We start from the raw sequence: 13,725 nt of genomic DNA on the forward strand, positions 1-13,725 counted from the left end.
GGAAGGCCCCGACCATGGCCGTACCGACCGGCACCCTGCACCTGGCCGCCGCCATCGACGGCGACGGGCAGTACCAGGCGCCGTACTACGTGGAGCTCGCCCGACTCGCCGAGGACGGCGCGCTCGACTTCATCACCCTGGACGACAGCTTCGGCCCTCCGGGGCCGGGCCGGGGCAGGCTCGACGCGCTCGCCGTCCTCGCGCGTGTCGCGCCCGCCACCGGGCGGATCGGCCTGGTGCCGACGGTCACCACCACCCACACCGAGCCGTTCCATGTCTCCTCGTCCGTGGCCACCTTGGACTGGGTGAGCCGCGGCCGGGCCGGCTGGCGGGTCGAGGTGTCGACGACGGAGGCGGAGGCACGGCTGGTGGGCCGCCGCCCCGCCGCCCCCGCCGGGGAGCTGTGGGCCGAGGCGGGGGAGGTGGCCGATGTGGTGGCCCGGCTGTGGGACAGCTGGGAGGACGACGCCGAGATCCGCGACACCGCCACCGGCCGCTTCATCGACCGCGACAAGCTGCACTACGTGGACTTCGAGGGCGCCCACTTCACGGTGCGCGGCCCGGCCATCGTGCCCCGGCCCCCGCAGGGCCACCCGGTGGTGGCCGTCGCCGCCACCGACCCGGTGACCTGGCAGACCGCGGCCCGGCACGCCGATGTGGTGTACATCCGCGCCACCTCCCCGGAGGAGGCGGGCCGCATCCGCGACGAGCTGCGGCGGCGGGCGGTGGCGCACGGCCGGGAGCCCGGCGCGCTCACCGTGCTCGCCGCCGTCGCCGTGGACCTGGCCGACGGGGAGGGCACGCCCGGGGCCTCCCCGTCCACGGGCGGCGCGCCGGTCCCGCTGACCGACACGCCCGGCGGCCCGCCGCTGTACCGCGGGGGACCGGTGGAACTCGCCGAGCTGATCACCGGCTGGCACACCGCCGACGCCGTGGACGGCTTCCACATCACTCCCGTCGCCCCACGCCATGACCTGGAACGTTTCGTCAACGGCACCGTGGCGCCGCTCCAGCACCGGGGGCTGTTCCGCACCTCCTACCCCGGTGCGACACTCCGCGACCACCTGGGCCTCTCCCGCCCGGCCAACCGCTACGCCCTGGAGGGGGAGGCCGCCCGATGACCTCGCAGCCCCAGCAGATCCATCTCGCGGCCCACTTCCCGGGCGTCAACAACACCACGGTATGGACGGTCCCGACCGCCGGCCCGACCACCACCCCTGGCCGACGCGCTTCGCGCGCCCCCGCTCTCGGGAGCCAGATCGACTTCTCCTCCTTCGAACACCTCGCGCGCACCGCCGAGCGCGGGCTGTTCGACTTCTTCTTCCTCGCCGAGGGGCTGCGGCTGCGCGAGCACAACGGCCGGATCCACGACCTCGACGTGGTCGGCAGGCCCGAGTCGATCACCGTGCTGAACGCGCTCGCCGCCGTCACCGAACGGCTGGGGCTGGCCGCCACCGTCAACGCCACGTTCAACGAACCGTACGAACTGGCCCGCCGGTTCGCCTCCCTGGACCATCTCAGCGGGGGCCGCGCCGCCTGGAACGTGGTGACCTCCTCCGACGCCTTCACCGGCGAGAACTTCCGGCGCGGCGGCTTCCTGGACCGGGCCGACCGCTACACCCGGGCCGCCGAGTTCGTCGCCGCCGCCCGTGAGCTGTGGGACTCCTGGACCCCGGACGGCACGCCGCGCCCGTTCGCCCACAGCGGCCGGCACTTCACCATCGAGGGCGAGTTCGGCGTGCCACGCTCGCCACAGGGCCATCCGGTGGTGATCCAGGCCGGGGACTCCGACGAGGGCCGGGAGTTCGCCGCCTCCACCGCGGACATCATCTTCACCCGGCACGGCTCACTGGAGGCCGGGCGCGCCTTCTACGCCGACGTCAAGCGGCGGCTCGCGCGGTACGGGCGCGCCCCCGGGGAGCTGAAGATCATGCCCGGGGTGACCGTGGTGCTCGGCGACACCCCGGCCGACGCCCAGGAGAAGGCCGCGGAGATCCGGCGGCAGCAGGTCTCGCCGCAGACCGCGATCCTCACCCTGGAGCAGATCTGGGGTGTGGACCTGTCCGGCTACGACCCGGACGGGCCGCTTCCGGACATCGACCCCGACCCCGAGTCCCAGCTTGTCCAGGGCCGGGTGCGGCATGGCGATCCGCTGGCCGTCGCCGCCAAGTGGCGGGCGCTGTCGGAGGAGAAAGGGCTGTCCATCCGGCAGACCGTCATCGAGGCGACCGGGCGTCAGTCGTTCATCGGCACCCCGGAGGCGGTCGCGGCGGAGATGGCGGAATTCGTCGCCGCCGACGCCGCCGACGGCTTCATCCTCGTGCCCCATCTGACCCCCGGCGGGCTCGATGACTTCGTGGACCGGGTGGTGCCGCTGCTCCAGGAGCGCGGGGTGTTCCGCACCGCGTACACCGGTCCGACACTCCGCGACCACCTGGGACTTCGGCATCCGGGGGAGCGGGGCTGAGCGGCCGCGCGGCGGCCCGGCCGCCGGGACGCGATACGTCCGCGCCATAGCGGAACCCGATCGCCCGCGCGTCCGTCTGACTGGATACCCAAGGGGATGGGAGCACAAGCCCCGGCGGCCTGAACCCGCCGGGGCTATGTGGCGTGTGCCCGGCGACTGTTCCGAATTGTCCTCTTGCGCGCTGCGCCCGGAGCCACGAATACTTCCGGAAGCGCTTGTCAGGGGCACGCCGAATCGGTCATATCGGCGTGCTCATTGACTGCGCCTCACGGGCCTGCCCACCCAAGCGGACCCCCGATTCCCCCGGAGGAAGAGTTGAGGATCAAGCGCAACGCCCCCCACGGCAAGCAGGCGAGACGTATCGCCCTGATCGCCGCGACCTCCGCCCTGGTGGCCGGAACGGCACTCGCCGCCCCCGCCGCCTACGCCGGTAGCGACGGCGCCCGCACCTTCAGCGCGGCCGAGGCCAAGTCGGCGAGCAGCGCCGTCCTCGAGGCCGATGTCGCGGGCACCGCCTGGTATGTCGAGAAGGGGACCAACAAGCTCGTGGTCACCGCCGACAGCTCGGTGTCCCAGAGTGAGATAGCCAAGATCAAGAACACCGCCGGCGCGAACGCCGACGCGATCGAGGTCAAGCGCACCCCCGGCAAGATTCAGAAGCTGATCTCGGGCGGCGACGCGATCTACGCGAGTAGCTGGCGCTGCTCCCTCGGCTTCAACGTGCGCAACAGCAGTGGGGCCAACTACTTCGTCACCGCCGGTCACTGCACCGACGGCGCCGGCACCTGGTGGTCGAACTCCGGCCACACCACCACCATCGGCCCGACGGCCGGCTCCAGCTTCCCGACCAACGACTACGGTCTGGTCCGGTACAGCGGCTCGGTCACCCCCCAGGGCACCGTCGGCAGCCAGGACATCACCTCGGCCGCCAACCCGACCGTGGGCCAGACGGTCACCCGGCGCGGCTCCACCACCGGCATCCACAGCGGCCGGGTCACCGCGCTGAACGCCACGGTCAACTACGGCAACGGCGACATCGTCTACGGCATGATCCAGACCACGGTCTGCGCCGAGCCCGGCGACAGCGGCGGTCCGCTCTACGCCGGCTCCACCGCCCTCGGCCTCACCTCCGGTGGCAGCGGCAACTGCACCTCCGGTGGCACCACGTTCTTCCAGCCGGTCGTCGAGGCGCTGAACGCGTACGGCGTGAGCGTCTACTGATCGGCGCCGTTCCTCCGTTGATCAGCTCCGCGCCAGGCTGAGCGAGAGCCCCCGTCCGTGCTGCCGGACGGGGGCTCTCCGCGTCGGCGGGGAAGGCCATTCCGCGCGCCTGACGGGGGTTTTCCACAGCCCTCCCCACTGTTCGACGAGCGGACTATCGTGGACATCAGTACCCCACGAGGGGCATTGTTCGCGATACGGACGGCAGGTGGCCGTGATGGTCGATGCGCTCGTGACATTGATAGTGGTACTGGCTTGCCTCGGCGCCCTAGGCGTACTGGCCGCGGCCCGGGTGGTCAAGCAGTACGAGCGGGGGGTGGTCTTCCGGCTCGGGAGGCTCCGCTCGGATATCCGGGGGCCGGGGTTCACCATGATCGCTCCGTTCGTCGACCGGCTCTACAAGGTCAACATGCAGATCGTGACGATGCCCGTCCCCGCCCAGGAGGGCATCACCCGGGACAATGTGACCGTTCGGGTCGACGCCGTCGTCTACTTCAAGGTCGTGGACGCGGCCGAGGCGCTGGTCGCGGTGGAGGACTACCGCTTCGCCGTCTCCCAGATGGCCCAGACCTCACTGCGGTCGATCATCGGGAAGAGCGATCTGGACGATCTGCTCTCCAACCGGGAGAAGCTCAACCAGGGCCTGGAGCTCATGATCGACAGCCCGGCCGTCGGATGGGGCGTCCATATCGACCGGGTGGAGATCAAGGACGTGTCGCTGCCGGAGACCATGAAGCGGTCGATGGCCCGCCAGGCGGAGGCCGACCGGGAGCGCCGCGCCCGGGTGATCAACGCGGACGCGGAGCTGCAGGCGTCGAAGAAGCTGGCCGAGGCCGCTTCCCAGATGGCCGACACCCCCTCGGCGCTCCAGCTGCGGCTGCTGCAGACGGTGATGGCGGTCGCCGCCGAGAAGAACTCCACACTGGTGCTGCCCATCCCGGTCGAACTGCTGCGCTTCCTGGAGAAGGGCCAGCAGGAGATCCCGGCGGCGGCCCGGACGGACGGTGGCGCGGAGGGCGGCGCCCCGGCCGCCGGTCCGGCCGCCGCGCCGGAGCGGGAGGCCGCGCCCGCGCAGTCGGCCCAGCCCGCTCGGCAGGCGATGCCGACGCTCACCGAGCGCGAGCCGGAGCCGCACAGGGTCGAGCGATGAGCCGTGGAAGGTGATATCCGGCAGGACATCCCGCGAGGCGATTCCATGAGGTGATCCGCCCGGTTTGACGGCTCGTCCGGATACCTGATTCGGTGCCCGTACACCTCGAAGGTGTGCGGGCACCGCCATGTCCGGACATGAGTCCGCAGTGTAAATTTCACGCCCATGACGTGAACGCGCCCTTGTGCGCGCCCGGTGGTGATGGGAATACTCGGCGGCGCAAATTGGCATGGACGCGCCCCCGAGTGGGGAGAAGCGCTATGCCGTTACGCCCTCCGGGCCCTGGCACCCCACTGCCGACGGGCCCAACCCCCCACTGGAAGGCAGAGAGTTGAAGCACCGCCGCATACCCAAGCGTCGTGTCGCCATCGCCGGAGCCGGCATAGCGGCCCTGGTCGCCACGGGGATCACCCTGCAGAGCGCCAACGCCGCCCCCGGTGAGCCCCAGCCCGACACCCTCTCGGTCGGCGCCGCCGGAAAGCTCGCCAGCACCCTCACCTCCTCGCTCAAGAGCGACACGGCGGGTTCGTACTACGACGCCAAGGCCAAGAAGCTCGTCGTCAACGTCGTCAACAAGGGCGTCGTGGACAAGGTCCGGGAGGCCGGGGCCGAGGCCAAGGTGGTCACGCACACCCTGGCCGAGCTGAGCAAGGCGCGTCAGACGCTGAAGGAGAAGGCCACCATCCCCGGCACCTCGTGGTCGGTGGACCCCAGAAGCAACAAGGTCGTCGTCACCGCGGACAGCTCCGTCAAGGGCACCCGGATGGCCACCCTCAACAAGGTCGCCGACGCGCTCGGCGACAAGGTCGAGGTGAAGCGCTCGGCCGGGAAGTTCTCCACCTTCATCGCGGGTGGCGACGCCATCTGGGGCGACGGTGGGCGCTGCTCGCTCGGGTTCAACGTCGTCAAGGGCGGCGAGCCGTACTTCCTGACCGCCGGTCACTGCACCGAGGCCATCAGCAGCTGGTCGGACTCGCAGGGCGGCGGGGAGATCGGGACCAACGCGGGCAGCGAGTTCCCCGGCAACGACTACGGCCTGGTCAAGTACACCAAGGACACCGACCACCCGAGCGCGGTCGACCTCTACAACGGCAGCACCCAGGCGATAGCCAAGGCCGGTGACGCCACCGTCGGCCAGAAGGTGACGCGCAGCGGCTCCACCACCCAGGTGCACGACGGCGAGGTCACCGGCCTCAACGCGACCGTCAACTACCAGGAAGGGTCGGTCGAAGGGCTGATCCAGACCAACGTCTGCGCCGAGCCCGGCGACAGCGGCGGCGCGCTCTTCGCGGGCGACACGGCGCTGGGCCTGACCTCCGGCGGCAGCGGTGACTGCTCCTCGGGCGGCGAGACCTTCTTCCAGCCGGTGCCGGAGGCGCTGCAGGCGTTCGGCGCCGAGATCGGCTGATCTGGCCGACCTGGCTCACCTGGTGAGCGTTTCGCTCCCGCGGTCCGCTCCCGTGTGAACGAGAGCAGGCCCCCGGACACCCGTGGACGGTGTCCGGGGGCCTTCCCCTTTCCGGTCAGCCCGTCAGAACTCGAAGACCGCCGTCGGGGCCGCGCTCTTGAAGCAGTTGTTCGCGAAGGTGTGCTCGTACGACACCCGGCGGCCGTCCCAGATCCCCTCGGCGGTCACGGTGATGGGGTGCCATTCCTTGGTGCACACCCGGCCGGGCTCCGCCCCGGTCCGGAGCTGACCGAACAGGCCGCCCACGGAGCGGAGTTCGGCGCATGCCTGAGTGGGGGCCGGGTGGGTACCGGTGGGGGTGGGGCGACAGCTCAGAGTCACCGCCCGCTGGACCTCGGTGGTGGCCGCGTCGGCCCCCCAGCCGACGGTCAGGACCAGCGCGGACGGCGGGTACAGGCTCTTCGGCTTGGCGGGCTCGGCGTGCGCCGCGCCGCTCGTGCCGATCCCCAGCACGGCGCTCACGGCCAGTGCGGCTCCCAGCCCGATCGCCCCAGTAGTCTTCCGCATTTCGAACACTCCCTTGCTCGTCGTTGCAGATACCGGACGGAGTTCTACGCGGTGCGCGTCAGGAACGCACGTCGATCGAGCACTTCCGGTCGCTACAAGTAGTCGTTCGGTGGCTTATTGTCGCGTGCGGTGGATGTCCGGGTGCGGAACGCCGCGTGGCGACCGGGTGCGCGGCGCCGCGCGCATCGCGCCCCTCGGGGGTCCCGTCCGCCCTCTCACGCTCCTGCGGATGGTGTGCTCAGCCAGGCGCTGAGGCGCTCAAATCGATTCAAGAGCGCTCAGGTGAGCGAGATCGGGTGATGTTCGTGATGCCTCTGGGGTGAGGGCTGTCGCGCACCGCGCTAGGGCGAGAACCTGCCAGGGCAAGCCGACCGGCGGAGTGGGGTCGGCCGAGCCCTCCGAGACGGAGTGGGGTCAGTCGAGGTCTCCGCTCAGGGACCCGGTCCGGTGCCCCCAGCCGTAGCCGCGCTCCGCGCGCAACCGCACCACCAGCCGCCGCTCGGCCACCATCGCCGCGCGGAACTCCTCCCAGTCCGGGTGCTCGCCCTGGATCGCGCGGTAGACCTCCACCAGCTCATCGGCGGTGGCGTCGTGGGGATCGGCGGCGACCGGCGTCAGCTCGGCATCGCCCTCGGCCACCAGATAGGAGTAGTGGTCCCCGCTGGTGACGTAGAAGCTCGCGCGTGGATCGCGGCGCAGATTGCGGGTCTTGGCGCGGTCGTCGGTGACGGAGATCCGGATGAGGCGCGTCGCGGGGTCATAGGTGAAGGCGACATTGGACAGCTGCGGCCGTCCGTCCCGCTTGAGGGTGACGAGCGCGCCGGTGCGCTGCTCCCGTAGCAGATCGAGCAGGGATCCCTCCGTCATGGTGATCAGCATACGCATGGGTCGGTGGCCCGCCTACTGATGCGACCCACCGGCTTCCGCGTGCCGCGTGCACAAGGCGACACGCGGGATTAAAGGGCGTTTTGGGTGCTTATGGTGGAGAGGGGTGGGTCATCGAAACCGACTCGCACGCCTGTTCGAGAATGGGGTTATGGTGGGGCGTGGGACATGCAGGGTCGGTCAGGGGGTGTGAGCAGCGGGAGGTGCGGATGCCAGGCTTCACGCATCTGCACACCGCGTCCGGGTTCTCCATGCGGTACGGGGCCGCGCACCCGGAGCGGCTGGCGCGGCGTGCCGCCGAGCGCGGTATGGACGCGATCGCGCTGACCGACCGCGACGGCCTCGCCGGAGCGGTGCGGTTCGCCCGGGCATGTGAGCGCGCGGGGGTGCGGCCGCTGTTCGGGGTGGACCTCGCCGTACGGGCGGAGGCCCCGGATCCGGGGCGCACCGCCCGGCGCCGTACGCCGGTGCGCGGCGGGGCGTTCATCGACGAGTCCGCGCCCCGGGTGGTCTTCCTCGCCCGCGACGGCGCGCCCGGCTGGGCCGCGCTGTGCGGGCTGGTCTCGGCCGCCCATGCCGGGCTCGCCCACCCCGGAACCGCCCGGACGAACGGCGAAGGACCGCCCCTGCTGCACTGGCGCGATCTGGTGAGCGACCCCGGCGCGCTCGCCCCGCTGACGGTGCTGCTCGGCCCGGACTCCGACGTCGGCCGGGCCCTGGCCGCCGGGCGCCCCGACCGGGCCGCCCGGCTGATCGCCCCCTGGCGTGAACTCTTCGGCGACGCGCTGCGCCTGGAGGCCGTATGGCACGGCCGCACCGGCACCGGTCCGGGCTCGCTGCGGCTCGCCGCCCGTACCGTCGGCTTCGCCGCCGAGCAGGGCGTCCCGGCCGTGCTGAGCAACGCCGTCCGCTACGCCGATCCGGGGGAGGGGCCGGTCGCCGACGTCCTGGACGCGGCCCGCCGGCTCGTCCCCATCGACCCGCGCACCCCCGGGGCGCTCGACAGCGGTGAGCGCTGGCTCAAGGGCCCCCGGGACATGGCGGCGGCGGCCGAGCGGATCGTGGAGGCGGCGGGGATGCGGCGGGACGCCGCGCACCGGCTGCTGGAGGAGACCCGGCGCACCGCCGCCGGGTGTCTGGTCGACCCCGAGGACCACATCGGCCTGGGCAGCGTCCACTTCCCCGAGCCCCGGCTGGTCGGGGCCGGGCGGCGGAGCGCCGAGCGGGTGCTGCGGTCGCGCTGCGCCGCCGCCATGGTGCTGCGGGGGTACGACCCCGACCGGGCGCGCTGGGAGCGGCTGGAGGACGAGCTGCGCACCATCGAACGGCTCGGCTTCGCCTCGTACTTCCTCACCGTCGCGCAGGTCGTCGACGACACCCGGGAGCTGGGCATCCGGGTGGCCGCCCGGGGCTCCGGCGCCGGATCGTTCGTCAACCATCTGCTGGGCATCGCCCATGCCGACCCCGTGGCCCACGGCCTGCTGATGGAGCGCTTCCTGTCGGTGCGGCGGGCCGCGCTGCCCGATATCGACATCGACGTGGAGTCGGCGCGCCGGCTCGACGTCTATCGCGCGATCTTCGAGCGGTTCGGGGCGGAGCGGGTCGCGACCGTCTCGATGCCCGAGACCTACCGGGTGCGCCACGCCGTACGGGACGTGGGCGCGGCGCTCGGCATGGACCCGGCCGAGGTGGACCGGCTCGCCAAGTCCTTCCCGCACATCCGCGCCCGCGATGCCCGCGCGGCGCTCGCGGAACTGCCCGAGCTGCGGGAGCTACGAGAGGCGACCGCCGCGCAGGAACGTTTCGGCAGGTTCTGGGAGCTGGTCGAGGCGCTCGACGGGCTGCCCCGTGGCATCGCCATGCACCCCTGCGGGGTGCTGCTCTCGGACGCCGGGCTGCTGGCCCGTACGCCCATCGTGCCGACCAGCGGCGAGGGCTTCCCCATGTCGCAGTTCGACAAGGACGACGTGGAGGAGCTCGGACTGCTCAAGCTGGATGTCCTCGGGGTGCGGATGCAGTCCGCGATGGCGCACGCGGTCGCGGAGATCCGGCGGGCCACCGGCCGGGTCGTGGACATCGACGACCCCGAACAGGTGCGGCCCGGCGATTCGGCCACCTACGACCTGATCCGCTCCACCGAGACCCTCGGCTGCTTCCAGATCGAATCGCCCGGCCAGCGCGATCTCCTCGGCCGGCTGCAGCCCACCTCCTTCCACGATCTCGTGGTCGACATATCGCTTTTCCGGCCCGGCCCGGTCGCCGCCGACATGGTCCGGCCCTTCATCGATGCCCGGCACGGCCGCAAGCCCCCGCGCTATCCGCATCCGGATCTGGAGGACGCGCTGCGCGAGACGTACGGGGTCGTGGTCTTCCACGAGCAGATCATCAAGATCGTGTCGATCATGACCGGATGTGAACGGGACCTCGCCGACGAGGCGCGGCGCGCCCTGTCCGACCCCGAGCGGCAGGGGCGGGTACGGGCCTGGTTCCACGCGGAGGCGGAGAAGCGGGGCTACGCGCCGGAGGTGCGGCTGCGCACCTGGGAGATCGTCGAGGCGTTCGGCTCGTACGGCTTCTGCAAGGCGCATGCCGTCGCCTTCGCGGTCCCGACGTATCAGTCCGCCTGGCTCAAGGCGCACCATCCGGCCGCCTTCTACGCCGGGCTGCTCACCCATGACCCCGGGATGTACCCGAAGCGGCTGCTGCTGGCGGACGCGCGGCGGCGCGGGGTGCCGATCCTGCCGCTGGACGTGAACCGATCGGGGGCCGCCTATCGAATCGAACTGACGTCTGGTGATTCTCGTGACAGCCGTCACAAAGGGGACGTCGGTATCCGGCTGGCACTGAGCGACGTCCATGGCATCAGCGAGGCCGAGACCGAGCGGATCGCGGCCGGACAGCCGTACTCCTCGCTCCAGGACCTGTGGCTGCGCGCCCACCCCGGGCGGCCGGTCGCCGAACGGCTGGCCCAGGTCGGCGCGTTGGACGCGTTCGGCGCGAGCCGCCGCGATCTGCTGCTGCGGATCGCCGAGCTGCACCGGCAGCAGCGGGGCGCCGCCCGGCACAACGCGGAGGGTCAGCTTCCGCTGGCCGAAACCGGCCCCGCCGCCCCCGCCGGGCTCCCCGACCTCGACGCGAACGAACGCCTCGGCGCCGAACTCGGCATCCTCGGCATGGACGTCTCCCGCCATCTGATGGGCGACCACCGGGACTTCCTGGAGGAGCTGGGCGCGATCCCCGCGAAGCGGCTGCGCGACGCGCCGCACGGGGAGGTCGTGCTCGTCGCCGGCGCCAAGGCCGCCACCCAGACCCCGCCGATCCGCTCCGGGCGCCGGGTCATCTTCACCACGCTCGACGACGGTACGGGGCTGGTCGACTGCGCCTTCTTCGACGACAGCCACGCGGCGTGCGCGCACACCGTCTTCCACTCCTGGCTGCTGCTCGTGCGCGGCGTGGTCCAGCGGCGCGGCCCGCGCAGCCTCAGCATCGTCGGCTCGGCCGTGTGGAACCTCGCCGAGCTGGCCCAGCTCAGGAAGGAGGGCGGCCTCGGGGCGGTCGCCGCCGAACTGGCGGGGGCGGGCCCGGAGGCGGCCGAAGCGGACTCCGGCCGCCGCATCGAGATGCCCACCGGCTACGCCATGCACCCCTGGGCCGACCTCCGGCCCGCGGGCGACCAGGCCGCCACCGGCCGCAAACTGTGGCACGCCAGCCCGGGGAGCGCGGGATGACCGCAGGCCGGCACCCCTTCCCGACCCGTCTGATGGACATGGCCCTGCCGGGCGGCGGCCGGGCCGTGGGCCCGGAGCGGGAGGGCGACGTGCCGCATGTGCTGTACGTGCGGTTCCACCCCGTGCCCGGGGAGGACGTCTACCAGGGGCTGCTCACCCTGCTCGGCGAGCTGACACCCGTCGTCGAGGCGCTGCCGCCCGATGCCGCGCTCGCGGATGTGCGGGGCGCGCTGCGGTACTTCGGGCGGGACGCGGCGGGGCTGGCCGAGATCGTACGGGTCCGGGCGCTGGCCCGGTACGGCGTGGACTGCACCGTCGGCGTCGCCGCCAACCCCCTGCTCGCGCGCATGGCCGCCCAGGAGGCCCAGGAGGCCCAGGGGGCTCAGGAGTCCGGGGCCGTCCGTACCGTTCCCGGCGATCCGGACGCCGTCGCCGCGTTCCTGGCCCGCAAGCCGCCCATCGCCCTGCCCGGGGTGGGGCCCGCGACCGCGCGCGCCCTGAGCGCGTACGGGCTGGACAGCGCCGCGCGGATCGCCGCCGCGCCGCTGTCCACCCTCCAGCGGATCCTCGGCGCGGCGACCGCGCGCCGCGTCCACGCCTGGGCGCGCGGTATCGACCCGGCGCCGGTCACCCCGAACGCCCCCGCCCGTGCGATGGGCGCCGAACACCGCTTCCGCCGCGACGAGTTGGACCCCGTCCGCCGTCGCCGCGCGCTGCTCACCCTCGCCGACGGGCTCGGCGTCCGGCTGCGGACGAGCGGGCAGGTGGCGGCCGCGATCAGCCTCACCGTCCGCTACGCCGACCGCTCCACGACCACCCGCACCCGCACCCTGACCGAGCCGACCGCGCACACCCCGGAGCTGACCGCCGCCGCGTACGCGCTGCACGACGCGCTCGGGCTGCAGCGGGCCCGGGTGCGGTCCGTGGCGCTGCGCGTCGAGGGGCTGACGGACGCCGGACTCGCCTCCCACCAGCTCACGTTCGACCCCGCGGACGAGAAGTCACGCCGGCTGGAAGCCGCCGCCGACCGGGCCCGCGCCCGCTTCGGCAGCTCCGCGGTCCGGCCCGCCGGGTTCCTCGACGTCGCGTAGACCGCAGGTCCCACCAGTCCCCCTGGTTTTCCCACTTCGCGTAACCCGGCGCATTCCTGGGCGTCACGTGAAAAGCGTGTAAACGTTCCTTCACTGACGAATGGCTGGATGGCTTTGCTACTCGCGCGTAATTTCGAGTGAGCGCACCACTCTTGTGATCCGGATCGCAGGGCGCAGCGCAAGCGCACCGTCAGCGCGACTCTCTCCCCCACCAGCGAGGAGTTCATGTGATGCTGCCCTGGAGGCGTATCCGGCGATTCCGGAAGACCAAGACCCGCAGCTTACTGCCCGCCCTGGCCCTCGCGGTCGCGGCGACCGCGGCGACCCCCACCGCCGCGCTCGCCACGGACACCGCGTCGGAGGCGGTGAGCAGCGGCTGGAACAACTACTCCTGCAAGCCGTCGGCCCAACACCCCCGCCCCGTCGTCCTGGTGCACGGCACCTTCGGCAACTCCGTCGACAACTGGCTGGGCTTCGCCCCCTACCTGGTCCAGCGCGGTTACTGCGTCTTCTCCCTCGACTACGGCCAACTGCCCCTCGTCCCGCTGTTCCACGGTCTGGGGCCGATCGACCAGTCCGCCAAGCAACTGTCCGCCTATGTGGACCGGGTGCTCGCCGCCACCGGCGCCGCCAAGGTCGACATGGTCGGGCATTCGCAGGGCGGGATGATGCCCCGCTACTACCTCAAGTTCCTCGGTGGCGCGCCGAAGGTGAACGCCCTGGTCGGCATCGCCCCCACCAACCACGGCACCACGCTGTCCGGGCTGACGAAGCTGCTGGACTACTTCCCCGGGGCCGGCGACATCATCGCCAAGGGCGCCCCGGGGCTGATGGACCAGGTGGTCGGCTCGGACTTCCTGCGGCGCCTCAACGAGGGCGGCGACACCGTCCCCGGAGTGCGCTACACGGTCATCTCGACCAAGTACGACGAGGTCGCCACGCCTTACCGGGCACAGTTCCTCTCCGGTCCCAACGTCAAGAACGTGGTGATCCAGGACCTGTGCGCGACCGACATCTCCGAGCACGTGACCATCGGGCTGACCGACGGTCTGGCCTTCCACGAGGCCGTCAACGCCCTCGATCCGGAACACGCCACGCCGACGACGTGTGCGTCGGACGACTGACGCTTGACAGCGGACGGATGAGGCGTCTCCGTCATGGCGCGCCCTGCCTCGGTGTGTACGAGCAGGGCGCGTCGCCCGTCGCCC

At 72.1% G+C, this 13,725-nt stretch carries 10 protein-coding genes; 8 read left to right on the forward strand and 2 right to left on the reverse strand.

Annotated elements, in window-relative coordinates; genetic code table 11:
* Positions 1-14 precede the first annotated feature (14 nt).
* The 5 genes from ACZ6TD_RS36000 to ACZ6TD_RS36020 all read left to right on the forward strand — a co-directional run bounded on the left by ACZ6TD_RS36000 (position 15) and on the right by ACZ6TD_RS36020 (position 6,246).
* On the forward strand, positions 15-1,121 hold the full coding sequence (locus tag ACZ6TD_RS36000; protein ID WP_471344805.1) for an LLM class flavin-dependent oxidoreductase: 1,107 nt from the start codon (positions 15-17) through the stop codon (positions 1,119-1,121).
* A complete protein-coding gene (locus tag ACZ6TD_RS36005) occupies positions 1,118-2,467 on the forward strand; it encodes an NtaA/DmoA family FMN-dependent monooxygenase (RefSeq protein ID WP_471344807.1) in 1,350 nt (449 codons plus the stop codon). Before ACZ6TD_RS36000 ends, ACZ6TD_RS36005 begins: the two co-directional genes overlap by 4 nt.
* Before the next feature lie 315 nt (positions 2,468-2,782).
* The gene (locus ACZ6TD_RS36010) at positions 2,783-3,688 is read left to right on the forward strand and encodes a S1 family peptidase (RefSeq protein ID WP_471344808.1); all 906 of its coding nucleotides are present in this window, start codon (positions 2,783-2,785) and stop codon (positions 3,686-3,688) included.
* Between the two features lie 217 nt (positions 3,689-3,905).
* Positions 3,906-4,838 (forward strand): slipin family protein, encoded by a 933-nt coding sequence (locus ACZ6TD_RS36015; protein ID WP_471344810.1) that lies wholly within the window; start codon positions 3,906-3,908, stop codon positions 4,836-4,838.
* A gap of 331 nt (positions 4,839-5,169) precedes the next feature.
* Entirely contained in the window at positions 5,170-6,246 is a 1,077-nt protein-coding gene (locus ACZ6TD_RS36020) for a S1 family peptidase (protein ID WP_471344812.1), read from the forward strand.
* A gap of 123 nt (positions 6,247-6,369) precedes the next feature.
* On the opposite strand, the gene ACZ6TD_RS36025 is transcribed toward ACZ6TD_RS36020, so the two are convergent.
* A complete protein-coding gene (locus ACZ6TD_RS36025) occupies positions 6,370-6,813 on the reverse strand; it encodes a subtilase-type protease inhibitor (protein WP_471344814.1) in 444 nt (147 codons plus the stop codon).
* Positions 6,814-7,227: 414 nt separating this feature from the next.
* The gene (locus ACZ6TD_RS36030) at positions 7,228-7,680 is read right to left on the reverse strand and encodes a PPOX class F420-dependent oxidoreductase (RefSeq protein WP_471344816.1); all 453 of its coding nucleotides are present in this window, start codon (positions 7,678-7,680) and stop codon (positions 7,228-7,230) included.
* A 227-nt stretch (positions 7,681-7,907) separates the two neighbouring features.
* Between ACZ6TD_RS36030 and ACZ6TD_RS36035 the strand changes: the two genes are divergently transcribed.
* The 3 genes from ACZ6TD_RS36035 (at position 7,908) to ACZ6TD_RS36045 (ending at position 13,641) form a co-directional block, all read left to right on the forward strand.
* Positions 7,908-11,426: a DNA polymerase III subunit alpha gene (locus tag ACZ6TD_RS36035; protein ID WP_471344817.1), complete on the forward strand. Its 3,519-nt coding sequence runs from the start codon at positions 7,908-7,910 to the stop codon at positions 11,424-11,426.
* The gene (locus tag ACZ6TD_RS36040; protein WP_471344819.1) at positions 11,423-12,517 is read left to right on the forward strand and encodes a DNA polymerase Y family protein; all 1,095 of its coding nucleotides are present in this window, start codon (positions 11,423-11,425) and stop codon (positions 12,515-12,517) included. Before ACZ6TD_RS36035 ends, ACZ6TD_RS36040 begins: the two co-directional genes overlap by 4 nt.
* A 230-nt stretch (positions 12,518-12,747) precedes the next feature.
* Entirely contained in the window at positions 12,748-13,641 is an 894-nt protein-coding gene (locus ACZ6TD_RS36045; protein ID WP_471344821.1) for an esterase/lipase family protein, read from the forward strand.
* The last annotated feature ends 84 nt before the right edge of the window (positions 13,642-13,725 follow it).

Source organism: Streptomyces yongxingensis (genome assembly GCF_055597465.1).